Below are 26,839 nucleotides of genomic sequence, written 5' to 3'. Positions count from 1 at the left end.
GCGCCCTCATGCCTCGTGCATGGGAGGCCCGCGCCGCCAGAGGGAGCCGCATGACCGTCACCGCCCCGTCCCCCCGCTCTGTAGCCTACGCCGGCGACGGCGGCTCCGGCCCCTTCCCCGTGCCCTTCCGCTTCCTGGAGGCCGCCGAGGTCAGGGCCGTGGTCATCGCCCCGGATGGCGCCCGCGAGACGCTCGCGAATCTGGTCGTCGAGGGGGTCGGCGAGCCGGGGGCTGGCGGGCTGAACGGAGGCCAGGCGACGACCCCGCGCGCCATCCTGGCGGGCGAGACCCTGGTGCTGTGGACCGAGACCGCGCTGGTGCAGCCGGCCGACTACATCGCCGCCGACGCCTTCCCGGCCGAAACCCACGAGGCCGCCCTCGACCGCCTGACCCTGATCGCTCAGGACCAACGCCGCGACCTCGCCCGCGCCCTGACCGCCCCGCCCGGCGACAGCGTCGGCCCGCTGCCGGACACCGCCCGCCGTAAGGGCATGCTCCTGACCTTCGACGCCGAAACCGGCGACCCGGTGACGGACCGCGACTACACAGGGTTTGTGGCGGAGGTGGTTGGCGGGCTGGATGTTACGGCGGAGGCGGTGGCGGCGGTCGGAGCGAGCCAAACTGGCGCCCTCCTTGACATCAATGATGCGCGAAGCGGAGGCCTTGCCGAGATAGCGGAGGCGGTGTCAGCAGGAGCAACTGCACTGGGCCTTCCGTCCGGAGGAGTGATCGATGTCGTGTCCGTCGAAGGTGGCTATGACGAGGGTTGGGCCTACACCGACGAGAACGGGTGGACGACCGACGAGTATCATTTCTCGCCCTCCGGAGATGTCGGCCAAGTAGTGCGTCACAAGATTCCTGGCGCCGACTTTTCAGGCCTGTCCGGTGCCTACCGCATCTTCGAGCCACCGCCGGTATTGCCTTACGACATCAACATCATCGTCATCAGCGGCCAGTCAAACTCAGAAGATGCGGACAGTGTCCCGATGCTGCCCCGCACCGCTAGTGCCATGGTGCAGATGCTAGACACCACCCGGCCACGCCACTTCAGCGGTACGTTCGGGCTTTCGGGCTTTAGCAACGCAGTTGGCACCGAGTACATCGCCAGCCAGAGCCACTGGGGCGGCAACATGGCCCCGGCGGTCGGCGACATGATCGAGCAGTTGATTGAGGACGTGAACGGCAAGAACTTCGCCGTTCACGGTCGGGTCGTCGTGCCCGTCCACATCGGCATGTCGTCGTCGTCAGTTGCCCAGATCAGCTACGGCACACCGCACTTTGCCACGATCATGGCTTGGTTCACGGCCGCCAAGGCGGAGGCCGACGCGGCGGGCAAAAGCATCGGCATCATTGCTGGCGCGTGGTTATGGGGGGCGGACGCCTATGACAACACCATCGGCCAGGCGGCCGCCGAGACCGCCATCCATAACTACTGGAACGGCTCAACCGGTGACGTGTACACCTCCCTGCAGCTAGGCGCCCTGGGATTGAGTGCCGACTTTCCGGTCGGATTCTTTAGCAGTCACGCCCACCTACGCGGCGGCAACGACGTCAACCCGTTTGTCGCCGAAGCGGAGGCGGCGTTGGTGGTTGCGCACCCGACCAAGTACTGGATCATCAACGGAGAGGGACAGTTCTTCCTCGCTGGCCGGCGGCGCGGTTTCGCGGGCTCCGGTGTCCACCATAGTGCTCACGAGGCGGCCCTCGTCGGGGCGCACATCGGCTGGTGGGTCCATACCATCGTTAGCCTGGGCAACAGCTGGAACAGCTGTATTCCGACCTTCAGCCGTACCGGTGCCAATCAGGTCACGATTTCGGGCCTGCCCTCAGCTGGCTACAGCTGGGACTTTCTGGCTACGGGTCTGGCACCGACCGTCGCCCAGGCCAACCACGGCTGGTTCTTCTATGATCCGGCGTCAGCCAGCACGGAATTGGCGCTTGCCCGACCACCCCGTGCTGGGCCCGGTGGAACACTGATTGCGGACTTCGTTTCGTCGCTGCCGACCAACCTGTCGGTGCGTTATGGCGCTCGCGCCTCGGGCTCGACTATCGCCGGTAACGACATCTGGAAGGAGCTCTCGCCGGTCGCCTTCATGATCGACGCCGAGCCCGTTGATTTGCATCGCAACATCCCCGCTCTCAACAAGGTGATCCCGTAGATGGCAATCTGGGCCCCCGACGACGACAATTTGATCTTCGAGCACCACTTTGGAGGCACCGAAGCCGATAGCCTGCTCAACCATGTAACCGGCACGACAGTAGCCAGCGTCGCGGGCACCTGGGCCGGCGGTACCGGCTACATGGACATCAACGGCAATACCGGCCCGCGCGTCGATTTCGGCTATGCGATCCAGCAGCGACTAGCCACCGTGACTGCCGTTGTCGATCCGAACACAGCAATGGCCTTCCTTGCCAGCTCTGGGACGAACCCAGCGCTTGCGGCGACCGCTCGCATCTGGGTGGACGCAAACCCCCCGGCCGGTGTTGCGCGAAGCATCAATGCCCAGACGGTCACCTTCGTAAGCTCAGGCGCTGCCGGCTTCCAGGTGAACATCGGCGCTACCCCCCAGGAAACCGCTGCCAACCTCACCGCATTGATCAACGCCCAGACTGCAACCTTCGCCTGCGGGGCCTTCTGTCCGGCTGGAAACAGCGTCATCGAACTGACCGCCAACGCAACCGGCACCGGAGGCAACAGTATCGCATTGGGGGGCGGCGGCGCGCCGATCCGCTTTACGGCCGCTGGGGCCACGTCGGCCGTGACTGCAATGAGTACGGGCACGGCAGGTGAGGTGGTGACCGCCGGTCTGTATCACGTCTCGACGAACTTCCAGGGCCGCAACAGCGCGCTTGGCGCTGGAGGACTTGCCAGCTACGCCAACCCTGGCGGCGCCAACTACTATTACATGAGCAGCATCCTGCGCGAGCGTGACTTTCCGGAGTTTCGCTTATACGGCGGCGGGGCGCTACTCGGCAGGGCCTTCGGTACAACAGCAGGCCGTACCAGGGACACCACTGCCCACCTCTGGGCAGCCCTGACTGGCGGAGGGACGGGCAACAGCAAGATCGCATGCGCCCAGCTCTTCGACGGAAGGGAACTGAGCGACGCCGACGACTTGGCCAACTACCTAGCACTCAAGATCGCTATTCAGGCCGTTGGGCCGACGGTCATTTGATGCCGCCGAAACTCCTCATCGACCTCTTCACAGGCCCTGACGGCCGAACCTGGGCGATCGGGCGGGTCTACAGCCTGCCGATGCTGCTCTGCGGATTGGCATTGCCGTTCGTGGCGGTGCTGCGCGGTCAGGTCCTGGATCTCATGGCGCTGGGCGGGCTGTTCGGGGGACTCGGCGCCGCGGTCTGGGCCTTGATCCGGGGCACCAGCGCCACCGAGCCCGCTGTCCCGGCCGATGGAAAGGACTGAGCCGCATGTGGACCTATCACCAACGCAGCGGTCGTCTGCGACACGACGGAACCCTCGTCGGCAAGGGGTACAGCGGCGATGGCCCGGCCCTTTGCGAAGGACGCAACAATCCATCGATGGAGGCGGTGCGGGGCAAGGGGCCGATCCCGCGGGGCCGCTGGCGCATTGGGCCGCCCCGTGACAGCCGGCGGGTCGGACCGCACGCCCTGGACCTGACGCCGATCGGTCACGACGCCCATGGCCGCTCCGCCTTCATGATCCATGGCGATGACCGGGAGAACGACGCGTCGCGCGGCTGCATCATCCTGTCCCGGATGCTGCGGCGGCGGATCAGCGACAGCGGTGATTGCGACCTGGAGGTGGTCGAATGAGCGGCCTCGCCGCCCTGGCGGGCCAGCTGCTGCGCCGGTTCGCCGGTCCCTTGATCCTTGGCCTGACGACCTTGTCGCTGTTGCTTGTGGCCGGCGGCCTGCTGTGGGGGAACTGGCGTGACGCGGGGGCCAGAAACCAGGCGCGCGAGGCCGCCCGCCAGCGCGCCGAGGTAGAGATCGCCCAGGCCTCCGACAAGGCCTCCCGCGCCGCCCTCGAAGCCGTTGCCCGCCAGGGCCAACGCGAAACGGACCGACAGGTCCGGGAATTGGAGACCCGCGATGACATTCTCTCCGCGCCGGACGCCGGCGCTTCTGCTGGTATTGCCGGCGATGCTGGCCTTGCCGGCCTGTGTCGGCGGGCCGTCTATCGTGACCATCCCCGTTGCGCTGGACTGCGCCGGCCGGATTCCGCCGCAACTCCGCGCTGAGGTGTCCGCCGCAGCGCCGCCGGCCGACAACAGCGTCGGCGAGTGGGTGGCGTTCGGCGACGCGCAGACCGGCCGGCTGGAGACCGCCAACGACCGCAAGGCGACGATGCTGTGGATTCTGGAGGCCTGCGAGGCCGAGGAACGCGCCGCCGCCACGCGCCTGGCGCCCCGACCACCCTGGTGGCGCCGGCTGACCAGCGGGGCAGGGCGATGAGCGAGGGACGCCAGACGGTGGCCGGCGCCTATATGAAGATCGCCGCCCACGAGGAACTCTGCGCCGAGCGCTATCGCGGCATCAACGAGAAGCTGTCCTGGGTGCTACGCAGCCTGGTCGGCATGTTGCTGGCGTTGCTCGCCTGGGCGCTGGTGCAGCTGTATGCGTTGGAGCCGTTGCGGCGAGGGGATCGTCAGATGGCTCCGGATAGTCAGCGATCAACGGCCTTCAGTCGCTCGCCTGAACAGGTGCTATGCGGAGAAGCTTGCGTATTGGCGCACCGATCAGGACCTCACTGGCCTTTCGTCGGAACGCCTCAGTGGGCTCTTCGACTAGGCGATATACAAGCCACGCTGCGGCAATTGCGAGAACCGAAACCAGGACAACTTCCAACTGGGGCGGCAGGTGCATCTTCCGCAAGATGATGTAGCCGATGTGTGCGTGGAGTAGATAGAGCGGGTAGGTCACCCTTCCTGCGTCTCGAGCGATCGGCAGACCGGGTCCTTGTTTCATGAAAAGCAGAAATGGAACCAGCGAGGCCATCACCGTCAACGCTGCAATCAAGGGCACGATGTCTCGACCTGCCTCGACCTGGCTTGCCGCTCGGGAGAATACTCCCTGCGCCGCAAGTGCGCTGCTGACGACCAGTAGAGTGGTGAGTAGGCGGTCCCATCCGGTCCGACGAATGAGGGCTAGGGCGCAACCCACAGCGAAGAGGTCAAAATAGCCCCCGAGAAGAGGGAGCGACGGAATCGACCAAACTTCCTTTGCGATGCGAGACAGCAGTAGGAGCGTGACCCATGACGTTAGTATGCCTCGCACATGATGCATCTGCTTGAAGGCTAGAACTAAGAATACCCCGCCGTAAAAAACCAACTCCAAGGCAAGCGTCCAATAAACGCCGTCGACGGGCTTTTGTTGTAACCACTCCGGCACCATCGTGAGATTTGCCAAATACCTCAGGATGTCGACATGATCTCCTGGAAGTCCCCAGAGGTTCTTCGCGATGGCCGTTAGAGTCATGCAAAAGGCGAAAGTTCCCCATAGCCGAACCGCGCGGGATACCGCAAATTGATCGGCAGTCCGGCCAATGGCTGAAAACAGGATGACGAATCCGCTGACGAGGAAAAAGACGTCCACACCGAGATATCCATACTCGGCGATTGCCCCAAACACCCCGAAGTCGGCCGTCTCGCCGGTCTTGCCATTCCGAGGGCCGTTGGCGAGGTAGTGAAACAACATAACCGCCGCTGCGGCGACGAAGCGGGTGTAGTCCAGCCAGTCTAGCTTCTTGCTGACCTTTGCTGATCCCTCGAACCCCATTCCTCGTCCCCAGCAGATGGCGCGCTACGGGACGGCGCGCCCGACCATCCGTCTCGTGTCTTGCGCTACAAAAACGGGTGTTGATCCCGTGATCGACATATTGGATCAGAGAGCCTTGGCTCGACGCCCCGTCACTGGCGCGGTACGTGGAAGACCCAGCCTGGAGTGTCAAGCGTTGCCGCCGAAGAGGATGTACCTTCAGTTGGCGGCGTCCGCCTCTATCTTGGGGGGGAACGTGGTTCTCGCCTATGGTGTGTCAGTCGTTCTAACGCGCCTTCTCGGCCAGGCTGGGTTTGGCATTTATTCAGTCGTGATTGCGTTGGTTACGGTCCTGACCGCCCCCGCGATCTTCGGCCTGCCAAATCTGATTGGTCGCGAGGTTGCCTGGGGAACCTCAAAGGGCGAATTCGGGCTGGTGGCCGGATTGGTGCGAAGGTCCCACCAGTTTATCGTCGGTATGGCGGTGTTGATGCTGGTCTGCGCGGCGGCTGGCTATCTTGTGACCGCTAAAACAAACGAGGCCTTCCTATGGGGCCTGCCGTTAATCCTCCTTATGTCCCTTGCTGCCGCTCGTTCGGCGATGTTGCGCGGGATTGGAAAGGTATTGGCGGGCCAATGGCCGGAGCAACTGCTGCGCCCGGCGTTGCTTGTAGCGTTAGCCTTAGGCTGGGTCGGACTCCACGGTCATCTCAAGCCAGTGCACGCCGTGGCCCTCACGGCGCTCTCGGCTCTAGTCGCGCTATGCGTGACGGTAGTGCAGTGGCGATTTGCCAGACCAAAAGAGCTGCGGGGGGTCGCGCCAGCCTATCGCGATGCAGCTTGGCTTAAAGCCGTCATTCCGTTTGCGCTGAGCACTGGCGTGCTCGTCGTCTCTGCGCAAGTTGGTCTGATCATCATCGGAGCTCTCAAAGGACCGGAAGAGGTCGCGCTCTTTAGGGTTGCAAGTCAAACTGCTCAGCTAGGTGCGCTTGGCTACACGGCCGCCATCATGAACATCAGCCCAAGAATCGCGTCTGCCTTCGCGCGAGACGACCAAGCCTCGATCCGACGTACGGCTCAGCAGGGGGCAGCATTTGCAACAGCCTTCAGTGTGCCGGTTGCGATAGTCATGATTGTTGGTGGGACGCCATTGATGGAGCTGATGTTTGGACGCGAGTTCGGAGCAGCAGCGGCACCCCTTGCAATTCTTGCTATCGGTCAGATCATCAATAGCGCGTTTGGTTGCGGGGCGTCTCTGTTGAACATGACCGGCAATGAACGAGACTGCACCTACGCGCTAGGAGCCGGACTCGTGGCGCAGCTCATTTTTGCTGCGCTGCTCATTCCTGCTTTCGGCACGGTCGGTGGAGCCGTTGCCAGCGTAGTCGGGGTGATCGGGTCCAATATTGCCCTTCAACGTATGGCCATCATTCGGACCGGCATAAATCCAGCGATCTGGGCCGGGCTCTTCATCGGTGCCGTGCGTTAGTTCTCCGGCACACTCTTGGAGAGGTTGTTGAACCAGCGGCGGCCCTGGTTCTCCACCCAGTAGTAGGTCAAGCTCGCTACACCAACCGTTAGTGCAAGGAAGCAAATTGCCGCGAGGTCTCCGACCAACAAGTTTGGCATGTTGATAACTTGAGCATTGAATATGCCACGCACTACAATGGCATTGAAATTTAACGCCGATCCCAAGACGCTCGCAGTGCCAAAAATGACGAGGACAAGGACGTAGTGGATTAGGTAGATAGAATAAGAAATTTCGCCCAGGAAAGACAATGCACGTTGCTTGAGGATGTGAGAGAGCGGTCCCGATTGGGCGGCAAAAATAAGAACTAAAGCCGCGAACAAGAACGGAGGGATGACGGGAACCTGCCAGTGCTTGAATAGCACGGTAAAGACCAACAGGAAGGGTGCGAGCCACTCCAGCCACCCAGGAATGGCGATTTTCCGCGCGGTGAGGAAACCAAAAAGCCGATACACCAGAGACCCGAGGAAGAAGCCAAAAAGGCCCCTCACAAGCGCGGTGTGCCCCTCAGGTGGATACCAAGGCAGACTGCTCATCCAGAGCGTCGCAAAACAGCCTGCTATAGCCAGCACTACTGCTAGCAGAACTGGGCGCTTGAAGAACGAGATAGCTACGAAGACCAGGCAAAGCGTCCACTCCACGCTGATGCTCCAACTCGGAATGTTCCAGGTGAAGTCGCGAAACAGCCCGAGCGCGTGGATAAGCAATACATTCGCAGGTAGCGCCCACAGATTCGTGTCGCCGGTGAATGCGGGCCGTCCAAGGGTGACATCTAGGGTCAATGAACCCATCCAACGGGCCGTCTCTAGAAACACGACCGCCAACAATGTCACCAAGTGAAGTGGATAGAGGCGTCCAAAGCGTCGGATTAAGAAACGCCATCGGGACGTGCTTGAATCTAGGCCCTCTCCGTAAGCGTGGGTCAAAACGAAGCCGCTTAATACAAAGAAGAAGTCAACGGCAATATCGCCGGTTCGAACCCAGAGCCAATCATACACATGGGAGACAGCGCGGAAATGGTATAGCACAACCCAAAGCGCGCAGAGGCCCCGCCAACTGTCGAGCGCCTCGAATCGAAGTGCTTGCCTCTTCATGCTCATACAAGCGGTCATAGTGTTCACCGCTTGTAGCGAACAGACCTTATCTTCGGTCTGGCGCAACGACCCCACCACCGTCCTCTCGGACCTCGCGCGCATTCCCCCTGATTCCGCTGTTGGCCCTGCTCGCCGCGGTGCTGCTGTCCGGGCGGCGGCTGAGGCCGGCGGAGCTGGTCGAGGCTCTGCCGGTCTATCGCACTCGCGCCTGGCTGGCCGGGCTGGTTCCCATGGGGCTGACCGGCGGGGCGCTGCTGATCAACGGCCAGATCGGGGTGTTGCTGTCGGGGCTGAACGGGGCCGAGACGGCTGGGCTGTACCGGATCGCGATCCAGACCTCGCTGATCGCCGGCCTTGGTTACACCGCCGTGATCGCCGCCCTGGCCCCCCGCTTCGCCGCCGCTCATGCCGGCGGCGACCGCGAGAGTCTGGCCCGCGCGGCGGCGGTCGGCGCGCTGCTGGCCACGGCCAGCTGCCTGCCGTTCGTGGCGCTGTTCGGGCTGGCCGGAGGTCCCTTCATGGGCCTGGTGTTCGGCGCGCCGTTCGCCGCCGCCGGGCCGGCGCTGGCGGTGATGACCCTGGCCCAGCTGTGCAACGCCCTGTTCGGGGCCTCGTCCTCGGCGCTGATCATGGCCGGGCACGAGCGGCGGGCGGCGGCGGCCTTCATCGCGGCGCTGGTCGTCCATGCCGGCCTGGGGCTGGTGCTGATCCCACCGTTCGGCGTCGTGGGGGCGGCGTTCGCCTACCTGGGGCAGATGGCGGTGATGAACCTGTTGCTGTGGTGGCAGGCGCGCCGGCTGCTGGGCGTCGACACCGGCGTCTGGGCGGCGTGGAGATTGCTGCGGCCAGGCCCGCCGGCCTGATCACGGCAGGCTCCACGCCCTCTTCGATTTCGCGTGCGAGGAGAGTGTTGCGGTCGCGCTGACCGGCCCTATTGTCCCGCCATGGAGTCGGCGGTCGATCTGGCGCAGTTCGTGGCGCGCGTGTTCGCCTGCTCGCCAGCGACGGCGGAGGCGGTGGCGCGGCGGGCGGCGTTGCGGGTCTACGCGGCGCGGGCGGTGGTGCTGCGCCAGGGCGATCCGTGCAGCGACACCTGGCTGGTCATGGCCGGACGGGCGCAGGCGCTGGTCTACGGCGTCGACGGCCAGATGACCCTGGTCCAGGAGTATGGCGGCGGCGACCTGTTCGGGGCGATCACGGCGCTGGACAGCGGGCCGCAGGACGCCGACGTGGTGGCCGCCGAGACGCTGCGCGCGGCCCTGTTCCTGAGCAGTGACTTCCTGGAGCTGATCGAGGCGCACAGCGCCGTGGGGCTGGCGGTGTCGCGGCTGCTGCTGCGCCAGCTGCGGGCGGCCACCGGGCGGATGGTCGAGCGGGTGACCCTGACGGCGGCCGGGCGGACGCGGGCCGAGCTGCTGCGGCTGGCGCGGGACGAGGGCGGCCGGCGGGTGATCCGGCCGGCGCCGCAGTGGACGGCGATGGCGGTGCGTATCCAGACGACGCGCGAGACGGTGTCGCGCGAGGTCAGCAAGATGGAACGGCTTGGCCAGATCCGACGCGAGGACGGGGCGATCGTGCTGGTCTCGCCGCGCGCCATCGAGGAAGGCGTGATCTGATCCCGCCTCAGTCGGCGGCGGCCATCCTCGCGCCTGACGGGCTCCAGAGGTTCAGGCTGTAGACGCCCAGGTCGGTGTCCACGCCCAGCTGGGCCGGATCGACCGGCGGCAGCTCGCCGACCGGCTCGCTGGGAACGGCCTCGCCGTCGGGACCGGCGGCCAGCAGGCTGGCGAACACCGCATCGACCAGGGCCCCGCCGGGCGGCACGGAGGCCAGCAGCCGGGCGGCGGTCTCGACGGGGCGGCCCAGCAACAGGCCGTGCAGCGCCCGTCCGGCCCCGGCCGCCCCGGCGATGCGTCCGCCGTCCAGCAGCGGCGCGGCGACCCGGGCGGCGCGGACCGCCTGTTCGCAGCTGTCGAAGCTGAGCAGCAGCACCTCACCGGTCCAGGCGGGCGGCCGCACCGGGCCCGCGCCGACCCGGTCGAGGGCGGCGAGGATGGCCGGCAGGGCGGCGTCGGCCTGACCCTCGGCCGGCGACAGGTTGAGCACCGCCGCGATCACCGCGCCCTGCGGCGTGGTCAGCGCGCCGCCCGGCGGCAGGTCCCGCCGGCGCGGCGCGGCCAGATCCAGGCTTCGCCGTCCGGTCACCGCCCAGACATCCCCCGCCCAGAGCGTCAGGGAGCCGGCCTCGGCCGCCTCGCCGTCGGATATGGTCAGCTGGATGGCCTCGCTGGCCAGCAGGCGGGCCTGCATCGCCGCCCGGCCCATGGCCGCCCGGCCGGCCAGTTTCAGCGACAGGGGATCGGGACGGTCCTCCAGCCCGCCGACGACGACGACCGTATCGGCCCGCTCCAACACCGCGTCGAAGCGCTGGCCCCAGCCTTCGTCGAGCAGGGAGACGCTGGCGTCCCGGAAACCGGCCCGCGAGCTGGGCAGGACCAGGTGCAGCTCGGCGCCCCGCGCCAGCAGGGCCTCGGCGACGACGATGTCGGCCCCGGCCGCCAGGGCGCCGTAGCCGAAGCCGACGTTCTCCGCCTCCAGGAGCAGGCCCACCCGCTCGGCCAGGTCGGCGTCCTGCGGATCGACGCCCAGGTGGCCGGTGAAATGCAGGGCGCGGGGCGGCCGGAACGGCTCCAGCCAGTCGCTGGGCTGTCCCTGGGCGTCGAGGATCAGGGCGAACTGGCGCAGGGTCGAGGCGTGGTCCTCCCAGGCCCGAGGGGCCAGCGCGACCGCCCCCATCAGGGTCACCCAGGCCTCGCGGGTGCGGCCCAGCAACAGCTCGGCCTCCGACCGGGTCGCCTCCCGCCAGTAGGGGGTGTCGGGCTCGGCGTCCCCCTGATCCAGCCGCGCCAGCACCTTCTCCGCCAGGGCCGCCGCCCGCGCCGGCTCTCCGGCCAGCAGCGACAGGCTGGCGGCGTTGATCAACGGATAGGTCGCCCAGTTCAGGGCCCCGGCCGCACCGTAGGCCTCGGCGGACTGGCCATAGAAGGCCCGCCGCACCGCCCCGCTGGCCCGCCGGCCCTGATCCTTCAGCAGGCGGCCCTTGAGCGAGAGCACGGCGACGTCGTCGGCGACCTCGTCCAGGCCGGCGGCCTGGAACAGCCGCAGGGCATAATCCAGGGCGCCGGCGCGGGCGTGGGCGATGATCGGGAGGAGGGACGGGGACATGGGAACGCCTGGACTGGGGAATGCCTGCTCTAGGGAATGCTGCCGCCGCCGGAGCTGGGAATGTCAGGGTCGAAGACCATCGGCATCCTGTACTCCGTCTCACCGTCCGTCCACACGAACGAGATTTGGAAGTTGAAGGCCTGCTTGGTGTCGTAGATCCGCCGTGCGTAGGCGAAATTCAGGATGCGGCTGCGGAGCGGCGCCAGGGCCCCGCGGGCGGTGGCCGTGCCATCGCTATCGATGAACTGCACGCCGAAGCTGTCGTCGGAATAGAAGTCCTTCGACGTGACGCCCAGGCCGCCAAAGGTGAAGCACCAGTTGATGGCGGGATCGAGCTGCAGCACGACAAACCCCTGGTCGCCGTTGGTCAGGGGCTCGGTCAGGGGAATGTTGTAGGGATTGTCCAGGGGCGCCATTGGTTCCCCGGAGGGTGTGCGGGTCGGAGCCGAATCGCCGGCTTGCGAAAACGGGACATTCAGCGCCTGGCAGTATTTCTCGACCTCCTCGTACGGGTCGCCGGGGGGAAGATCGCTCGTGGTCTCATACGAGAGGAAGCGCAGGTCCTTGGGCGCGCCCGGGTTCGACGCGTCGATCGAGAGCAGCACATGGACGATCTTCTTCGGATTGAAGGGAATGCGCGGATAGGCCTCGGCGTCGTAGTCCCTTGGCAGCTTGAACTCGAGATTGTTGACGATCAGCTGATCTGCGGTCGGTTTGGCCATCAGGGCTTTCCTTTTCTTCCGGCGGCTTCGATCGCCGCGATAGACCGTTCGGCGCTGGTGAGCTGATCCCGCCAGCGCTGGTTTCTGGGTTCCAATGCGATGAGCGCCATCAGGCCGTCGCGGCACCGGCGCGCCCGCGTCAGGGCGGACCTGTAGTCGCCCCCGCGATAGTCCAGCCGGGCGAGCGACCGTTGGGCGCCGGTCCACTGGTCCTTGAGCTTCACATTGTCCGGATCGCGGCGCAGCAGCGTGTCCAGCAGCGCCTCCAGCGTTTCCGCCTCGCGGCGGGCGGCGGCATGATCGGCGGCGAACTCATAGGCCTGTGAGAGCCAGGCATGGCGATTGGCCAGGTCGAGGCCCTTCTCGGTCGTCGCCGGCGTCGCGCCCACGGCCCGCCGCATCAGCGCCAGCGCCTCACGGCAGCTCCGCAAGGCGCGATCGACCTGCTTCTCCTGCTCGATCGCCAGGGAGCAGAGGTTGCCATCGGCGTAGGCCAGTTCGGTCAGGAACTTCGGATTGTCGCCGTCGATCGCGGTCAGGCTCAGCGACAGATCGCGATAGGCCTCGAACCCTCTTCGGGCGGCGGCCGTGTCCTTGCCGAGATAGGCGATGTAGCCGAGCCAGAATTCGCTTTGGCCGTGGGCCCAGATACGGTCCGGATTCTTCGGCTCGCTCTGCAGCAGGGCGGCGGTGACGCGGCGGGCTTCGGTGAACTGGGCGACGGCGGCGGCCAGGTCGCCGCGGTTGGCGTCATCCTCGCCCATGGCCATCAGGATCCGCGCCCGTCGCTCCAGGGACTCGGCCGGCAACCGGTCCAGATCGCGACCGCTGTAGTAGGCCAGCGCCCGCTGGTTGGCGGCGGTCAGCACGTCGAGCCGTCCCACCCCTTCCAAACGGTCGCGCAGATCCGTCAGCATGAACTCCACCAGTCCTTCGGCCTCCCGTCGCTGCCGTTCGGCCTCGGCTCGTGCGCTGAGCGCAAAGGTCGTCATCGTCCCCATGGCTATCACCCCGGCCAGCGAGGCCGCCGTGAGCGCTGTCACGGCTCGCAACCGCCGCTGCGCGTCCCGCTGGACCAGCTGGTCGACCCCGACGCCGGCGATCCCGGCGACCAGCTTCAGCAGCGCCAGCCGCTCGCCGTCGGCCTCCTTGCGGAAATCCGCCGCCAGCGGCTCAACGCCGCCGGCGGCCAGCGCCGGCGGAAACGCCTCGGCCGGCTCCCCCCGGATCAGCGCCGCCAGGATCGGCCGGTCCGGGTGCAGCTCGCGGAAGAGTTCGATCTCCCGGCCGACCCAGGGCGAGGCGGCGGCGTCCGGCGAACAGGCCACGATCAGGCAGTCGGACGCCGCCAGCGCCGCCCGCACCTGGACGCTGAGGTCCTGCGCGGCGGGCAATTCCTCCCGGTCCTTGAAAATCGGCGTCAGTCGCCGGCCGGCGGCGCCCAGCCGCTTGGGGAGGACATAGCCCTCCAGCCGCCGGTGCAGGCGCGCGGCGAAGACGGCGTCGCGATGGCTGTAGCTGATGAAGGCGCGATACCGTCCGCCTGTCGCTTCCGATGCATCCGCCATGCGAATCCCCCCGGCCGCCGTCCGCGCAGGCTGTCAGAGGTTCGAAGGGCGCACAACGTCGCATTGCGCGGTGAGCGCCAAAAGACCGTTGATCGTGCCCATCGGCCTCAGAATCCGTGGAACACCGCGAATGCCTCCACCGGCTCCCGATCGGCCACCAGGCTGTTCACCGCCGCCGTCTCGTCCGGCCACCCCAGCGACAGGCCGCAGACCACATACTGGTCCTCCGGCACGCCCAGCACCGCCTTGGTCACCGTCCAGTAGTTGTTCCAGGCGCCCTGGGCGCAGCTGCCCAGGCCGCGGGCGGCGGCGGCCAGCATCAGGGTTTGGATGAACATGCCGATGTCCAGGAAGCTCATGGCGTCCAGGTCATTGTCGATGGTGAAGATCAGTCCGACCGGCGCGTCGAAGAACTGGTAGTTGCGTCCCCACTGGCGCCAGTTCGCCGCCTGGTCGCCCTTGGGGATTTCCAGGAGACCGTACATCGCCTTGCCCAGGGTGCGCATGCGGGCCAGGTAGGGATCGCGTCGCGCCCCGCCGCGCCGGGGAAACTCTGCGCCGTTGTCGGCCGGGTTGGTCTCACGGTGGGCCAGCACCTCGCGTTCCAGCCGGGCCCGCGTCTCGCCGGCCACGACATGCACCTTCCACGGCTGGATGTTGGTCCCCGACGGCGCGCGCCGGGCCTCTTCGAGCAGCGCGCGGACCAGGGCCTCGGGCACCGGATCGGGCTTGAAGGCGCGGATGGAGCGGCGGGCGCGTAACGCATCAGTGAGCAGCAAGGGGGTCGCTCCGGTGGAACCGGCGCGACCATGCCAACTCGCGGACCCCGGGACCAGATGGACGTGGCGTCAGCCGCCTAGGTCTTCGTCTTCGGTTTCGCCTTCGCCTGCTCCTCGCGCAGGCCGCCGGCCGAGGCCTCGATGAAGCTGACCTTGACCCCGGCCTTGACCTTGCCGGCCAATTCCTCGGCGTCCCAGTTGGTCAGGCGGATGCAGCCGTGGCTGAACTTCTTGCCGATCTCCTTGGGTTCGTCCGAACCGTGGATGCCGAAGGTTTCCTTGCTCAGCCCGATCCAGACAACGCCGACCGGATTGTTGGGCCCGGCCGGCAGGGTCAGTTTCCCCTTCACGCCCGGCTGGCTGTAGGTCAGTCGCTTGGGGTCGAAGGTGTAGGTCGGGTCCTGGGCGACGCCGGTGACCTTCAGCAGGCCCTCGGGGGCGGGCCGCTCGTCGCTGCCGATGGTCGAGGGATAGAAGGCCAGCAGCTTGCCGGCGGCGTCGAAGGCCCGCAGCGCCTTGTCGGCCTTGTCGACCTCGATCAGCGCCACGTCGGCGGGCAACACGTCGTCGCCGACCTGGGCGACGGTGATGGTCGTCCCGGCCTTGGCGAAGTCGACGCCGGGGTTGAGCTGGCCCAGCAGCTCCTCGGTCATATGGAACTTCTCGGCCAGGGCCTCCCTGGCGCTTTCGAAGCCCATGCTCGGCAGCTTGGCCTGGGCGGTCATGTCGTGGCCGAGGGTGACGAAGGGCCCCTTGGCGTCCTCCTCGGTGATCACATAGTCGCCCAGCACCGGCCGGGCGTCGGCGGCGGTCAGCTTGGCGAACACCGGCTCGTCCATCTCGCCGTCGACGGTGAGCCCATTGGCCTCCTCATAGGCCGCCACCGCCTGGCGCAGGTTCTCGCCGGCCGTGCCGTCGATGACGCCGGGCGAGAAGCGGGCCCGGTCGAGCAGGATCTGGGCCCGCAGCACCGCCGGCGCGCGGGCGTCGTCGGCTGGCGGAACGGCGAAGGGGGCCTGGTTGACCGCGCCGGGCGACAGGCCGCCGGCCAGCTGCGGCGAGGGGGTCGGCGTGGCTTCCTGCGGCGGGATGGCCGGGCCCTCGGCCTTGGGCTCGGGAGCCGGACTACAGGCGGCCAGCAGGCTGACGCAGGTCAGGACGGGGAGGAGGCGAATTATCATGCCCCTGTAAGCCGCGAGAGGTTCGGGAGTTCCGGTTCGGCGAACGAGCCTCGCCCCCTCCACCAACCGCTGCGCGGTCGGTCCCCCTCCCCCGCCAGGCCTGCGGCCTGTCAGGGGAGGACCGGCTCGCCCGTCCACTCCCAGTGCCAGGGCTCGTAGGCGTAGTTGACGAAGCCGAACCGGCCGGCGTTGCGGACCATCCAGCGATAGGCCGGGGTGCGCGACTGGGCCAGGCGGTTGAAGGCGGCCGTCGAGGCCGGATCGCCGCCCGGCGCCATGCCGACATGGATGTCCAGCGCCAGGCCGGTGCGGTGGGCCGAGCAGAGGGTGCGGCGCACGCCGTCGCAGTTGCCGTCGGTCAGACAGCGGGCGGCGTCGGCCTCCGGGTCGCGGAAGGCCGAGAAGATCTTCAGGGCGCCCGGCTGGCCAAACACCGCCGGGGCCTCGGCATGGGCGGCGGCGATCATCCGGCGATAGGCGGCCAGGGCCCCGGGCCGCAGCTGCATGGGCCGGCCGTAGACCTCGGACGGGGCGGCATAGACCAGGTTTATCGTCGGCGGCGGGCAGTCCTCGGGCCGAATCTTCGAGAACGGCCGGCGTCGGTGCCAGCGCAGCCGCATGGCCTCGAACACCGCCGGGGTCATGACGCCGTCGGCCACCGGCCCGTTGCGCCGCTGCCAAGCGGCCAGGGCGGCGGCGAAGCCGGGCTCGCCATGGCCGCAGGCGGTGGCGATCTCGGCGGCGATCAGCGGGGCGTAGGTCTCCCAGCCGATCTCCTCGGCGCCGAACGGCGACCAGATCAGGCTGCGGGCCGAGTCGGCGTTGGCGCGGGCGGCGGCGGCGTAGCGGCTGTCGCCGCAGTCGCTGGTCAGCCGGGGCGCGGGCAGCGGTTCGGCCGAGGGCGACGGGGCGACGAAGGTCTCGCCCTGATAGGCTTCCTGCAGGGTTGGGTTCTGCGCCTTGGGCGTGAACAGGAACCAGCCGCCGACCACGACGACCACCGCCAACAGGGCCAGGGCCGCCGCCCAGCCAAGCAGCCGCAACAGTCCCTGGATCGCCCGGTCGAGAATGCGCAGGATGGCCTGCATGCCGCCTCCAGACGGCGCTATCCCGTCACGGCTGAGCTAGCGCGTCAATCGCAGGAAGGTTCAGAAGCCCGGCGGCCCCGCGCGCCGCCGCCAGCCCTGTGGCCAGGCAGGCCTGCAGCAGGTAGCCGCCGGTCGGGGCCTCCCAGTCGAGCATCTCGCCGGCCGCGAAGACGCCGGGCAGGCGGCGCAGCATCAGGCCCTCGTCCAGTTCGGCGAGCCGCACGCCGCCGGCGCTGGAGATGGCCCGCTCCAGCCCCTGCATGCCGGTCAGGGTCACCGGCGTCGCCTTGATCAGGGCGGCCTGGCTGCGCGGCGAGATCGGGATCGGGCCGCCGGTCGCCTCGCGCATCAGGCCGATGGCGGCGGGCGACAGCCCGGCCGCCTTGCGCAGGTGGTTGGACTGGCTCTGACGCCCCTGCGGTGTGACCAGGCGGGCGGTCAGCTGGCCGAGGCTCTGGTCGGGGCGCAGGTCGACGGTGAGCCGCGCCTTGCCGTCCCTGGCGAGCGCCTCCCGCAGGCCGGCCGACAGGGCGTAGACGGCCCCGCCCTCCAGGCCATAGCCGGCGATCATCGCCTCGCCGCGCACGGTCCGGTCGCCATGGGTCAGGGCGATGGCCTTCAGCGGCTGGCCGGCGAAGCGCTCGCGGAAGACCGGCGTCCAGGCGACGTCGAAACCGACATTGGCCGGCTGGAAGGGGGCGATCTCGACGCCGCGCGCCGCCAGCAGGCCGGCCCAGCCGCCGTCGGAGCCGAGTCTTGGCCAGCTGGCCCCGCCGAGCGCCAGGATGACGGCGTCGGCGGTCTCGGTGACCGGGCCGGCCGGTGTCTCGAAGGTCAGGGCGCCGGCGGCGTCCCAGCCGGTCCAGCGGCTGCGCAGCGCCAGGGTGACGCCCAGCTCGCCCAGCCGGCCAAGCCAGGCGCGCAGCAGCGGCGAGGCCTTCATGGCCTTGGGGAAGACCCGGCCGCTGGAGCCGACGAAGGTCTCCTGGCCCAGGCTTGTAGCCCAGGCGATCAGAGCGGCCGGGGTGAAGGCGTCAAGGCGCGGGGCCATCCAGCCGGCCGCCTCGCCGTAGCGGCCGAGGAAGGCCTCCAGCGGTTCGGAATGGGTCAGGTTCAGCCCGCCGCGCCCGGCCATCAGCAGCTTGCGGCCGGCCGAGGGCATGGCGTCGTGCAGGCGGACGCTGGCGCCGGCCCGGGCCAGGACTTCGGCGGCGACCAGGCCGGCGGGGCCGGCGCCGATGACGGTGACTGTTGGGGACATGCCCGGCTTGTAGCAGGTTCGCGGCCCTGTGAACGGCCGTGATGGAGCAGTGGTCCATCCGGGACGTTCCGGGTTTCGGGAAATTTTACCCGGCGGGTTGAAACCAAGCCGAGTCTGAAGCGCTAATCTCCCCGTGCAATAAGACACGGAGGGAACACCCAATGCGTATCGTCATCGCCGCCGCCGCCGCTATCGGCGCCCTGTCCCTGGCCGCCTGCGGCAGCCCCGCCGAGAAGGCCGCCGAAAAACAGGCCGACGCCGTCGAGGCCTCGGGCGAAAAGACCGCCGACAGCCTGGAAGCCCAAGGCGAAGCCGCCAAGGACGCCGCCGTCGCCCAGGGCGAAGCCACCAAGGACGCCCTCGACGAGAAGGCCGACACGGTCGAGAAGGCCGCCGACGCAAAGGCCGACGAGATCGAGAAGAAGGCCGAGCACTAGGCTCCCCGTCTTCAAGGTTCTCAGCAGCGCCCTTCGACTTTGCGGTCGGGGGGCGTTTTGCTTAGGGTGTGGCGTTGGGGCTGGTATCAGAGCCCCATGAGCAACCCGCCCAACACCGCCCAGATCGACTATTGGAACGACGCCGCCGGCCTGACCTGGGCCTCGCTGCAGGCCCTGCTCGACCGCCAGATCGCGCCGCTGGGCGAGGCGGCGATGGCGGCCCTGGCCCCGAGGGCCGGCGAGCGGATTCTCGATATCGGCTGCGGCTGCGGCGACACCACCCTGGCCCTGGCGCTCGGCGTCGGGCCGCAGGGCCGGGTGCTGGGGGCCGACATCTCCCGGCCGATGCTGGAGGTGGCGCGGCAGCGGCTGGCGGCCGCCGAACTGGAGCAGGCCTCGGTGATCGAGGCCGACGCCCAGGCCGAGGACTTCGGAGCCGGCCAGTGGGACGGGGTCTACTCGCGGTTCGGGGTGATGTTCTTCGCCGACCCGCCGGCCGCCTTCGCCAACCTGGCGGCGGCTTTGAAGCCCGGCGGCCGGCTGGCCTTCGTCTGCTGGCGGCCGCTGATGGAGAATCCCTGGATGACGGCGCCGCTCGACGCGGCGCTCAAGCATGTACCGCCGCCGGAGCCGACCGATCCGCTGGCGCCCGGACCGTTCGCCTTCGCCGATCCCGGGCGGGTGCGGGGCATCCTGGCGGGCGCGGGCTTCGGCGACATCGCCATCACCCCGCACGACGCGGCGATCGGCGGCAACAGCCTGGACGAGGCTCTGGTCCTCGCCGCCAAGGTCGGGCCGGCCGGCCGCCTGCTCGCCGACCATCCGGATAAGCGCGAGGCGGTCAAGGCGTCCCTGCGCGAGGTGCTCAGCGCGCACGACACCCCGGACGGCGTCTATTTCGACTCCGCCACCTGGATCGTCACCGCCACCAAAACCTAGCGGCCGCCCTGGCCGTCATCGACCTTGATGCAGGTCCCGGTGACCGCGTCCGAGGCCGGGCCGCAGAGGTAGAGCAGGGTGGAGTCGAGCTGGGCCGGGTTGCCCAGCCGCTTGCGCGGGAAGTGCTGGGTGATGTCGCCGACCCGCTCCAGCATGCCGTCCATCATCTCCGAGGCGAAGGCGCCGGGCGCGATGGCGTTGACGTTGATGTGGAACTTCGCCCACTCGACGGCCAGGGCCTCGGTCATCCGCACCACGGCGGCCTTGCTGACCGAATAGAGGGCCGCGCCGCCGCCCGTGTAGCTGAACGCCGCCACCGAGGCGATGTTGACGATCCGCCCCGGCTGGCCGGCGGCCATGCGCCGGCGGGCGAATTCGCAGGCCAGGATCCAGGGGCCGCGGACGTTGGTGTCGAGGACGGCGTCGATCAGCTCGACGCTCATCTTGTGGGCCCTTTGAGCGTCCGGGATGCCGGCGTTGTTGACCAGGATGTCGACCGGGCCCAGCGCCGCCTCCGCCTGGCCGACCACGGCCAGCAGCTGGTCGGCGTCGGTGACGTCCAGCGCCAGGGCCACGGCCCGGCCGCCGGCGGCGTTGATCTCGGCGGCCAGGGCCTCCAGCCGGTCGACCCGGCGGGCGGTCAGGGCCACGGCGCAGCCCTGGGCGGCCAGCACCTGGGCGAAGCGCTTGCCGAGGCCGGAGCTGGCGCCGGTGACCAGGGCGACGTGGCCGGTCAGGTCGATGGAGGCGTTGGGAAGTTCGTAGGTCATGGGGCGTCCTGGGCGGTCTTTTGACGACTATTCCCGGGCTGACCGTGGGGCAGGGAAGGGTTGTTATCGAAGCGGCCCGACATGATACCACGGGAGCCGATCCGGCAAGCAGCGCGTTTGCTGGAGATTTTCATCAACTGATTGATTTTAAGGGGCTTTATATTGGTTTTGGGTGAGGTTTGGCTGCGGTTTCGATGGGGCCGCCGTTGGGGTTTCATGGGGGGTTGATCAGGGTTTCATGGGGTGGTGAAGCGGGGAGGTGGCGCGCCGGGCGAGGCCGCCCGCTTCTCCCCTCGCTTGGCAACCTCTAGAGAGGACGCAGCGGAGGAAGCATGGCCTGGAGCCGGACTTACCAGGGCGAAGAGCCCGTGCGGGTCAACAAGTGGCTGGCGCAGTCGGGCGTCTGCTCGCGGCGCGAGGCCGAGGGGCTGATCGCCGAGGGCCGGGTGACCATCGACGGGGCGCCGGTCGAGGACGTCGGCCGCAAGATCCTGCCCGGCCAGACCCTGGTCCTCGACGAGGCCGGCAAGGCGGCGCTCGACACCAAGCTGACGGTGGTCATCCACAAGCCGGTCGGCATCGTCTCCTCGCAGCCGGAAGGCGACCAGGTGCCGGCCGTGCGGCTGCTGCGCAAGTCGAACCTGTTTGTCGAGGCCGAGGTGTTTCCCAACAGCGACCACAAGCTGGCCCCGCTCGGCCGGCTGGACATGGACAGCCGGGGGCTGTTGATCCTGTCGGAGGACGGGGTGCTGGCCAAGGCGGTGATCGGGCCCGACAGCGAGCTGGACAAGGAATACTTCGTCCAGGTCGACGGCGACGTCACCGAGGAGAAGGTCGCCCTGCTGCGCCACGGGCTGGAGCTGGACGGGCGGACCCTGCGGCCGGCCCAGGTCGACGAGGTGATGCCGGGCCGGCTGCGGTTCGTGCTGGTCGAGGGCCGCAACCGCCAGATCCGGCGGATGTGCGAACTGGTCGAGCTGGAGGTCGTCGACCTGGTGCGGACGCGGATCGGCCCGATCGAGCTGGACGACCTGCCGGAGGGGATGTGGCGGCCGATGACGAGCGAAGAGCGGGCGGCGCTGCTGGAGGCGTCCAAGCCGCGACCAATTTGACCCAAGGTCACCCACCCCTGTTCAAACGGTCGTTTTAGCCGTATTATCGCTGATAACATAAGAACAGGGAGAGACGGTTTTGACGCAGGGTTCAGAAACCGAGCACTTCGACGTGGTCATCGTGGGGGCTGGCCTGTCGGGTGTCGGCGCCGCCAAGCACCTGCAGGACCGCTCGCCGGACCGCACCTATGTCGTGCTCGAGGGCCGCGCGGCCATGGGCGGCACCTGGGACCTGTTCCGCTATCCTGGCATCCGCTCCGACAGCGACATGTACACCCTCGGCTACGTCTTCAAGCCGTGGAAGGCCGCCAAGGCCATCGCCGACGGCCCCTCGATCCTGGCCTATGTCCACGAGACCGCCGCCGAGAACGGCATCGACCAGCACATCCGCTACGGCCACATGGTCCAGCGCGCCGACTGGGACACCGAGACGGCCGCCTGGACGGTGACCGCCGAGGTGGCCGGCAAGCCGGTCCGCTTCACCTGCAACTTCCTTTTCATGTGCTCGGGCTACTATTCCTACAAGTCGGGCTACAAGCCGGAGTTCGCCGGATCGGCCGACTTCAAGGGGACCATCGTCCACCCGCAGGAATGGCCCGCCGACCTCGACCATTCGGGCAAGAAGGTCGTGGTCATCGGCAGCGGCGCCACCGCCGTCACCCTGGTGCCGGAGATGGCCAAGACCGCCGCCCACGTCACCATGCTGCAGCGCTCGCCGACCTATGTGGTCAGCCGGCCGGCCGAGGATCCGGCCGCCGAATGGCTGAAGAAGAAATTCTCCCCCATGACCGCCTACCGCATCACGCGGTGGAAGAACGTCCTGCTCGGCATGCTGTTTTTCCGCATGGCCCGCAACAAGCCGGAGAAGGTCAAGGAGCAGATCCTCGGCATGGTCCGCGAGAAGCTGGGCCCCGACTATGACGTCGCCACCCACTTCACCCCCCGCTACAATCCCTGGGATCAGAGGCTCTGCCTGGTGCCGGACAATGACCTGTTCGACGCCATCAACAACGGCTCGGCCAGCGTCGTCACCGACCACATCGAGCGCTTCACCGAAACCGGCATCCTCTTGAAGTCCGGCCAGACGCTGGAGGCCGACATCATCGTCACCGCCACCGGCCTGAACCTGGAGGTGCTGGGCGGCACGCAGTTCGCCGTCGACGGCGAGCCGGTCAAGTTCAGCGAGACGCTCAGCTACAAGGGCATGATGTACAGCGGCGTGCCGAACCTGGCCTCCTCGTTCGGCTACACCAACGCCAGCTGGACGCTGAAGGCCGACCTGACCTGCGCCTATGTCTGCCGGCTGCTGAACCACATGACCAAGACGGGCCTGGCCCAATGCACGCCGGTGCGGCGGCCGGGCGACGAGGGCGACGAGGACTGGCTCGACTTCTCCTCGGGCTATGTCCAGCGCTCGGTGCACCTGTTCCCCAAGCAGGGGGCGCGCGCGCCGTGGAAGCAGCACCAGAACTACGCCCTGGACCTGATGACCCTGAAGTTCGGCAAGGTCGACGACGGGGCCATGGTGTTCTCCAACCCGATGTCGAAGGTGGGGGCGGCGCCGGCGGAGAAGAAGCTGGCCGCCTGATCGCCTCTATTGGGGGATTGCATCGATCCGCGGGATGTCCTTAGCCTGCGCGCCAGTAAGCGTGCGTTTGGTCATCAGGGCGTCCCCCACCAGCCACGCTGAGCGGACGGGCGCCGTCTTTCGGGGCCCGCCGATGAAAACCCTCCTTCTCCGCACCGCCGTTGGATGTTCTGCGCTCGCCCTCGTCGGCGCGGGCCAGCCGTCGCAGAAGCAGACCGGCCCGGTGGCGGTCTACTGGATCAGCGCCTCGACCAGCGCCGGGCCGATGGCGGCCATGGCCGGCGGCGGCCCGGCGCAGCGGCCCTCCTTCGGCCAGATGATGAGCGGCGGCTTCGACCCCGGCGGAACCATGCGCACCCTGCGCCTGCAGCTGGGCTCCAGCCGCAAGATCGCCGCCCCGGCCGCCGACCACTTCCTGCCGCCCGGCATGCGGCTGGGCGCCTCCGTGCCGCTGCTGCCGCCCGAACCGGCCGCGGCCCCGCGCGGCCAGCCGAGCAGTCCCGAGGACTACCGGCGCGAAAAACCCAAGGGCAAGATTCTCATCTACTGGGGCTGCGGCGCCAAGGCCGGGCCCGGCCAGCCCTTCGTGCTCGACTTCGCCAAGATGGCCGACGGTCAGCAGGACTTCGCGGCCCTGAGCGCCGGCCAGATCGTTTCCACCGAGCGGGGCCCGTCGGCTCAGACCCATGCCTCCTACGCCGAATGGCCCAACCGCCGCTCCAGCCCGGCCATTCCGCAGGGGGCGTCCCTGGCCGGCGACCACGCGGTGCGCGGCAATTTCGCGCCGGAGATCAAGCTGGCCCTGACGCCTGGGACCGACTTCATGGCCCCCATCCGGCTGGCTCAAACGCCCACCGCCGGGGCCATGCGGCTGACCTGGCCGGCGATGGGCCGGGCGCGCGGCATCTTCCTCTACAGCATGGGGGCCCAGGAGACGCGCGGCGGCGGCTCGACCATGGTCCTCTGGACCTCCAGCAAGGCCCGCAGCTGGGCGATGGCGGCGCCGGACTACCTGAGCGACGGCGACCTGTCCCGGCTGGTGGCCAGCGGCGCCCTGTTGCCGGGCTCGGCGACGGAATGCACCGTGCCGCAGGAGGTGGTGGCGGCCAGCGGCCAGGGCATGCTGATGATGACCGCCTTCGGCCAGGAGGCCAACTTCGCCCATCCGGCCAGGCCCGCCGATCCGAAGGTGGCCTGGAACATCGAATGGACGACCAAGATCCGCTACCGCAGCACCTATGGGACCCTGCTGGGCATGAACGGTGAGGACTTCGGCGATACGAGCCAGGCGGAACCGGAGGAGGGCAAGCCGCCGCCGAAGGAAAGCAAGGGCCGGAAGATCCTGCGGGGGCTGGGGATTCCGGGGACCTGAGGGACCGCGCTACGACGCCCACCGGCCGTGCCGCATAATCCGGGGACACTATATAGATTTTCGCCGCTGCGGTGGCCGAGGTCTGAGGCGAAAATCTATATAGTGTCCCCGGATTATGTCGTGCTGGCGGGTCAGCCGCGGGTCTTCGGCAGCAAGCGCATCCCCAGCAGCACGATGGCGATCAGCACCGCCTCGACCACCATCGGCGGGATGACGCCGGGCCCGCCGCCGGTCAGGATCAGGTTGAGGACCCGTCCGCCCAGCGCCAGCCCAAGGATCAGCAGCACCGGCCACAGCCAGCGGCTTTCCCGGCGCACGGCGGCGACCAGGGACAGGCCGCCGGCGGCGGCGAAGAAGGCGGCCATGTCGGCGCGGATCGTGCCCAGGCCAGCCGCGCCCTTGGGTTCGAGGGCGAAGCTGGCGGCGGTCTCGGCCGGGGCCAGCCAGAAGCGGCTGGCGATCAGCAGGGCCAGGGCGCCGACGACGCCGAGCAGCAGGCGGGCGGCGATGCGGCCCCCGCTCTCGCCGGCCCGGCGCATCCGCCAGGCGAGCCCGGCGGCGACCAGCAGCAGGACCGCCAGGCCGCCGAGGAAGACCGGCCTGTAGGTTCGCACCAGGCTCCGCAGGATGTTCTTCGCCACCTGCTTGTCAGCCGTGTAGCCGGCCGGAATCTCGGCGACGCCGACCCGCTTCGCCCAGGCCTGGTAGTCGGCCTTCAACGCGGCCAGCTCGGCCGGCCGGGCGGCGGCCAGGTCGTTGGTCTCGCCGGGGTCCTTGGCGATGTCGTAGAGCCGCCAGGCGGGGTCGGCCAGCGGGCCGGCGCCCTTGATGGCCTTCAAGCTCCCCTTCCACAGGGCCGCCTCGCCGGCCGCCTCCATGGCGACAGGGGTGACGGCGTCGTAGGGGCTCGGCGCTGTCCCGGCCAGGACGCCACGCAGGCTGCGGCCGTCCAGCGCCTGGCCGGGGGCGACGCCGGCCAGGTCCAGCAGGGTCGGGGTGATGTCGGTGATCACCGAGAAGCCGCGGGTGGTGGCGCCGGCCCTGACCCCCGGCCCCGACAGGATCAGCGGCACGCGCGTGCCGCCCTCGGAGGCATAGAACTTGAACAGCGAGCCGGGCGCCGCCGAGGCGCTGGCCCAGCCGGGGCCGATGGCGTTCCAGGTTCCCTTGGGCCCCAGGCTGTCCGGCTTGGTGCTGTAGCCGACGGCCTTCAGCCAGGTGCGGAACACCGGCTCCAGCAGCGGGTCGGCGCCCTCGGGGCCGTTGTCTGAGAGGACGACGAACAGGGTGTCGTCGTAGCGGCCGGTGGCCTTCAGGTGGGCGACCAGACGGCCGAGGTTGGCGTCCATCGCCTCCAGCATGCCGGCATTGACGGCCATGCGCCTGGCGAAGGCCTGCTGGTCCTTTTTCGACAGCTTGTTCCAGTCGGCGACGTTGGCCGGCGGCGGGCCCATCGGGGTCTCGGGATCGATCAGGCCGGCCCGCACGGCCCCGGCCTTGCGGGCCTGGCGCAGGGCGGTCCAGCCCTCGGCGTACTTGCCTTCGTACCGGGCGACATACTCGGCCGGGGCCTGCACCGGCATGTGGATGGCCAGCATCGGCAGGTAGGCGAAGAAGGGCCGGCCGTCCTTGGGGGCGCTGTCGATGTAGCCGATCATCCGGTCGACCAGCAGCTGGGAGGAATAGAAGTCCTTGGGCAGTTTGGTCTTCCTGCCGTCCTCGTACCACTCGCTGCCGTCGTAGATCGGGAAGTAGGGGCGCTGCTGGAAGTTGTCGCCGCCGGTGGCCTCCAGGGCCAGGGAGCGATCGAAGCCGCGGGCGCTGGGCAGGTCGCCGGCCCCATGGCCCAGGTGCCATTTGCCGGCCATGTAGGTGCGATAGCCGGCGGCCTGCAGCCGGCTGGCGACGGTGGTGACGTTGCCGGCCAGATGGCCCTGGTAGGCGGGGTTGCCGCGATGCTCGGGCGGGGTGCTCTCTGGCAGGTTGGCGACGCCGGCGGTGTGGCTGTCGACGCCGGTCAGCAGCATGGCCCGCGAAGGGGCGCACATCGGCGAGGCGTGGAAGTTGGCGAACTTGGTCCCCGAGGCGGCGAGGGCGTCGATGGTCGGGGTGGCAATCTCCGAACCGTAGGCGCCGAGGTCGGTGTAGCCGGCGTCGTCGATCAGGATGAGGACGATGTTGGGCGGCTTGCCGGGGGCAGGAGCGGGGGCCGGGGCGGCGGCGCTGGGCCCGAAGGCGAGCAGGGTGGTCAGGCCAAGGAGCGCCAGCACGGCCTTCGCCGCCTGCTTGAACTGAACCATTTCCATGCCCCGTCTTTATATTGGCATTTATAATGCCAATATATCATACGCCAGTCGAGACCCAAGGGTAACCTCAGACCCTTTCCGGTTCGGGTGGCACACCCGATCCGGGCGAAAAGGGTCTGATCTCAAGAGT

Annotated in this window: 25 protein-coding genes; 14 read left to right on the top strand and 11 right to left on the bottom strand. The window is 68.3% G+C overall.

Annotation, left to right across the window (positions count from 1 at the left end):
• The first annotated feature begins 50 nt into the window (after positions 1 to 50).
• From AC1RSK_RS11115 to AC1RSK_RS11090, 6 genes are read left to right on the top strand one after another with little or no spacing between them, the layout of a single operon-like run.
• Positions 51 to 2,159: a hypothetical protein gene (locus AC1RSK_RS11115; protein WP_492907593.1), complete on the top strand. Its 2,109-nt coding sequence runs from the start codon at positions 51 to 53 to the stop codon at positions 2,157 to 2,159.
• Positions 2,160 to 3,176, top strand: a complete 1,017-nt coding sequence (locus AC1RSK_RS11110; RefSeq protein ID WP_492907592.1) for a hypothetical protein — start codon at positions 2,160 to 2,162, stop codon at positions 3,174 to 3,176.
• Complete coding sequence (locus AC1RSK_RS11105) at positions 3,176 to 3,424, top strand: hypothetical protein (RefSeq protein ID WP_492907591.1); 249 nt, start codon at positions 3,176 to 3,178, stop codon at positions 3,422 to 3,424. Before AC1RSK_RS11110 ends, AC1RSK_RS11105 begins: the two co-directional genes overlap by 1 nt.
• Positions 3,425 to 3,429: 5 nt before the next feature.
• Entirely contained in the window at positions 3,430 to 3,795 is a 366-nt protein-coding gene (locus AC1RSK_RS11100) for a tlde1 domain-containing protein (RefSeq protein ID WP_492907590.1), read from the top strand.
• A complete protein-coding gene (locus tag AC1RSK_RS11095) occupies positions 3,792 to 4,223 on the top strand; it encodes a hypothetical protein (protein WP_492907589.1) in 432 nt (143 codons plus the stop codon). Before AC1RSK_RS11100 ends, AC1RSK_RS11095 begins: the two co-directional genes overlap by 4 nt.
• A 1-nt stretch (position 4,224) precedes the next feature.
• Positions 4,225 to 4,437: a hypothetical protein gene (locus AC1RSK_RS11090; RefSeq protein ID WP_492907588.1), complete on the top strand. Its 213-nt coding sequence runs from the start codon at positions 4,225 to 4,227 to the stop codon at positions 4,435 to 4,437.
• Positions 4,438 to 4,665: 228 nt separating this feature from the next.
• On the opposite strand, the gene AC1RSK_RS11085 is transcribed toward AC1RSK_RS11090, so the two are convergent.
• Positions 4,666 to 5,760, bottom strand: coding sequence for an acyltransferase family protein (locus AC1RSK_RS11085; protein WP_492907587.1), 1,095 nt, complete (start codon positions 5,758 to 5,760; stop codon positions 4,666 to 4,668).
• 235 nt (positions 5,761 to 5,995) lie between these two features.
• Here AC1RSK_RS11085 and AC1RSK_RS11080 point away from each other — a divergent pair, with 235 nt between their 5' ends.
• The gene (locus AC1RSK_RS11080; RefSeq protein WP_492907586.1) at positions 5,996 to 7,228 is read left to right on the top strand and encodes an oligosaccharide flippase family protein; all 1,233 of its coding nucleotides are present in this window, start codon (positions 5,996 to 5,998) and stop codon (positions 7,226 to 7,228) included.
• Here AC1RSK_RS11080 and AC1RSK_RS11075 read toward each other — a convergent pair.
• Entirely contained in the window at positions 7,225 to 8,427 is a 1,203-nt protein-coding gene (locus tag AC1RSK_RS11075) for an acyltransferase family protein (RefSeq protein ID WP_492907584.1), read from the bottom strand. The genes AC1RSK_RS11080 and AC1RSK_RS11075 overlap by 4 nt on opposite strands.
• A gap of 53 nt (positions 8,428 to 8,480) precedes the next feature.
• Here AC1RSK_RS11075 and AC1RSK_RS11070 point away from each other — a divergent pair, with 53 nt between their 5' ends.
• Positions 8,481 to 9,224 (top strand): lipopolysaccharide biosynthesis protein, encoded by a 744-nt coding sequence (locus AC1RSK_RS11070; protein ID WP_492907583.1) that lies wholly within the window; start codon positions 8,481 to 8,483, stop codon positions 9,222 to 9,224.
• Between the two features lie 81 nt (positions 9,225 to 9,305).
• The gene (locus AC1RSK_RS11065; RefSeq protein ID WP_492907582.1) at positions 9,306 to 9,977 is read left to right on the top strand and encodes a Crp/Fnr family transcriptional regulator; all 672 of its coding nucleotides are present in this window, start codon (positions 9,306 to 9,308) and stop codon (positions 9,975 to 9,977) included.
• A 7-nt stretch (positions 9,978 to 9,984) separates the two neighbouring features.
• Here AC1RSK_RS11065 and AC1RSK_RS11060 read toward each other — a convergent pair whose 3' ends face one another.
• The 7 genes from AC1RSK_RS11060 to AC1RSK_RS11030 form a co-directional block, all read right to left on the bottom strand.
• Positions 9,985 to 11,586 (bottom strand): hypothetical protein, encoded by a 1,602-nt coding sequence (locus AC1RSK_RS11060; RefSeq protein WP_492907580.1) that lies wholly within the window; start codon positions 11,584 to 11,586, stop codon positions 9,985 to 9,987.
• Positions 11,587 to 11,615: 29 nt separating this feature from the next.
• A complete protein-coding gene (locus AC1RSK_RS11055; protein ID WP_492907579.1) occupies positions 11,616 to 12,308 on the bottom strand; it encodes a nucleotide synthetase in 693 nt (230 codons plus the stop codon).
• Positions 12,308 to 13,876, bottom strand: coding sequence for a toll/interleukin-1 receptor domain-containing protein (locus tag AC1RSK_RS11050; RefSeq protein ID WP_492907578.1), 1,569 nt, complete (start codon positions 13,874 to 13,876; stop codon positions 12,308 to 12,310). Before AC1RSK_RS11050 ends, AC1RSK_RS11055 begins: the two co-directional genes overlap by 1 nt.
• A gap of 107 nt (positions 13,877 to 13,983) precedes the next feature.
• A complete protein-coding gene (locus AC1RSK_RS11045) occupies positions 13,984 to 14,655 on the bottom strand; it encodes a nitroreductase (protein WP_492907577.1) in 672 nt (223 codons plus the stop codon).
• Between the two features lie 77 nt (positions 14,656 to 14,732).
• Positions 14,733 to 15,836 carry a L,D-transpeptidase family protein gene (locus AC1RSK_RS11040; protein ID WP_492907576.1) on the bottom strand — a complete coding sequence of 368 codons (1,104 nt, stop codon included), beginning with the start codon at positions 15,834 to 15,836 and terminating at the stop codon, positions 14,733 to 14,735.
• A gap of 110 nt (positions 15,837 to 15,946) precedes the next feature.
• Positions 15,947 to 16,924: a D-alanyl-D-alanine carboxypeptidase family protein gene (locus AC1RSK_RS11035; RefSeq protein WP_492907575.1), complete on the bottom strand. Its 978-nt coding sequence runs from the start codon at positions 16,922 to 16,924 to the stop codon at positions 15,947 to 15,949.
• A gap of 25 nt (positions 16,925 to 16,949) precedes the next feature.
• Complete coding sequence (locus AC1RSK_RS11030; protein WP_492907574.1) at positions 16,950 to 18,185, bottom strand: TIGR03862 family flavoprotein; 1,236 nt, start codon at positions 18,183 to 18,185, stop codon at positions 16,950 to 16,952.
• Between the two features lie 161 nt (positions 18,186 to 18,346).
• Between AC1RSK_RS11030 and AC1RSK_RS11025 the strand changes: the two genes are divergently transcribed.
• Both AC1RSK_RS11025 and AC1RSK_RS11020 read left to right on the top strand, forming a co-directional pair.
• Positions 18,347 to 18,622 (top strand): hypothetical protein, encoded by a 276-nt coding sequence (locus tag AC1RSK_RS11025; RefSeq protein WP_492907573.1) that lies wholly within the window; start codon positions 18,347 to 18,349, stop codon positions 18,620 to 18,622.
• 96 nt (positions 18,623 to 18,718) lie between these two features.
• Entirely contained in the window at positions 18,719 to 19,561 is an 843-nt protein-coding gene (locus tag AC1RSK_RS11020; protein ID WP_492907572.1) for a class I SAM-dependent methyltransferase, read from the top strand.
• Here the strand turns inward: AC1RSK_RS11020 and AC1RSK_RS11015 are convergent.
• On the bottom strand, positions 19,558 to 20,331 hold the full coding sequence (locus tag AC1RSK_RS11015; RefSeq protein ID WP_492907571.1) for an SDR family NAD(P)-dependent oxidoreductase: 774 nt from the start codon (positions 20,329 to 20,331) through the stop codon (positions 19,558 to 19,560). The genes AC1RSK_RS11020 and AC1RSK_RS11015 overlap by 4 nt on opposite strands.
• 332 nt (positions 20,332 to 20,663) lie before the next feature.
• Here AC1RSK_RS11015 and AC1RSK_RS11010 point away from each other — a divergent pair, with 332 nt between their 5' ends.
• The 3 genes from AC1RSK_RS11010 (at position 20,664) to AC1RSK_RS11000 (ending at position 24,403) form a co-directional block, all read left to right on the top strand.
• The gene (locus AC1RSK_RS11010) at positions 20,664 to 21,443 is read left to right on the top strand and encodes a pseudouridine synthase (protein ID WP_492907570.1); all 780 of its coding nucleotides are present in this window, start codon (positions 20,664 to 20,666) and stop codon (positions 21,441 to 21,443) included.
• Between the two features lie 79 nt (positions 21,444 to 21,522).
• Complete coding sequence (locus AC1RSK_RS11005; RefSeq protein ID WP_492907569.1) at positions 21,523 to 23,031, top strand: flavin-containing monooxygenase; 1,509 nt, start codon at positions 21,523 to 21,525, stop codon at positions 23,029 to 23,031.
• Between the two features lie 133 nt (positions 23,032 to 23,164).
• Entirely contained in the window at positions 23,165 to 24,403 is a 1,239-nt protein-coding gene (locus AC1RSK_RS11000; RefSeq protein ID WP_492907568.1) for a hypothetical protein, read from the top strand.
• A 131-nt stretch (positions 24,404 to 24,534) separates the two neighbouring features.
• Here AC1RSK_RS11000 and AC1RSK_RS10995 read toward each other — a convergent pair whose 3' ends face one another.
• Positions 24,535 to 26,709 (bottom strand): arylsulfatase, encoded by a 2,175-nt coding sequence (locus AC1RSK_RS10995; protein WP_492907567.1) that lies wholly within the window; start codon positions 26,707 to 26,709, stop codon positions 24,535 to 24,537.
• Between the last annotated feature and the right edge of the window lie 130 nt (positions 26,710 to 26,839).

The sequence above is a fragment of the Caulobacter sp. GW821-FHT11A05 genome (genome assembly GCF_058809015.1).
This window is presented reverse-complemented; position numbering and strand designations above follow the sequence as displayed.

Coding starts and splice junctions, on each gene's coding strand:
- AC1RSK_RS11115 (WP_492907593.1), top strand. CDS start 51: ATGACCGTCACCGCCCCGTCCCCCCGCTCTGTAGCCTACGCCGGCGAC.
- AC1RSK_RS11110 (WP_492907592.1), top strand. CDS start 2,160: ATGGCAATCTGGGCCCCCGACGACGACAATTTGATCTTCGAGCACCAC.
- AC1RSK_RS11105 (WP_492907591.1), top strand. CDS start 3,176: ATGCCGCCGAAACTCCTCATCGACCTCTTCACAGGCCCTGACGGCCGA.
- AC1RSK_RS11100 (WP_492907590.1), top strand. CDS start 3,430: ATGTGGACCTATCACCAACGCAGCGGTCGTCTGCGACACGACGGAACC.
- AC1RSK_RS11095 (WP_492907589.1), top strand. CDS start 3,792: ATGAGCGGCCTCGCCGCCCTGGCGGGCCAGCTGCTGCGCCGGTTCGCC.
- AC1RSK_RS11085 (WP_492907587.1), bottom strand. CDS start 5,760: ATGGGGTTCGAGGGATCAGCAAAGGTCAGCAAGAAGCTAGACTGGCTG.
- AC1RSK_RS11065 (WP_492907582.1), top strand. CDS start 9,306: ATGGAGTCGGCGGTCGATCTGGCGCAGTTCGTGGCGCGCGTGTTCGCC.
- AC1RSK_RS11060 (WP_492907580.1), bottom strand. CDS start 11,586: ATGTCCCCGTCCCTCCTCCCGATCATCGCCCACGCCCGCGCCGGCGCC.
- AC1RSK_RS11055 (WP_492907579.1), bottom strand. CDS start 12,308: ATGGCCAAACCGACCGCAGATCAGCTGATCGTCAACAATCTCGAGTTC.
- AC1RSK_RS11050 (WP_492907578.1), bottom strand. CDS start 13,876: ATGGCGGATGCATCGGAAGCGACAGGCGGACGGTATCGCGCCTTCATC.
- AC1RSK_RS11040 (WP_492907576.1), bottom strand. CDS start 15,836: ATGATAATTCGCCTCCTCCCCGTCCTGACCTGCGTCAGCCTGCTGGCC.
- AC1RSK_RS11035 (WP_492907575.1), bottom strand. CDS start 16,924: ATGCAGGCCATCCTGCGCATTCTCGACCGGGCGATCCAGGGACTGTTG.
- AC1RSK_RS11030 (WP_492907574.1), bottom strand. CDS start 18,185: ATGTCCCCAACAGTCACCGTCATCGGCGCCGGCCCCGCCGGCCTGGTC.
- AC1RSK_RS11025 (WP_492907573.1), top strand. CDS start 18,347: ATGCGTATCGTCATCGCCGCCGCCGCCGCTATCGGCGCCCTGTCCCTG.
- AC1RSK_RS11020 (WP_492907572.1), top strand. CDS start 18,719: ATGAGCAACCCGCCCAACACCGCCCAGATCGACTATTGGAACGACGCC.
- AC1RSK_RS11015 (WP_492907571.1), bottom strand. CDS start 20,331: ATGACCTACGAACTTCCCAACGCCTCCATCGACCTGACCGGCCACGTC.
- AC1RSK_RS11010 (WP_492907570.1), top strand. CDS start 20,664: ATGGCCTGGAGCCGGACTTACCAGGGCGAAGAGCCCGTGCGGGTCAAC.
- AC1RSK_RS11000 (WP_492907568.1), top strand. CDS start 23,165: ATGAAAACCCTCCTTCTCCGCACCGCCGTTGGATGTTCTGCGCTCGCC.
- AC1RSK_RS10995 (WP_492907567.1), bottom strand. CDS start 26,709: ATGGAAATGGTTCAGTTCAAGCAGGCGGCGAAGGCCGTGCTGGCGCTC.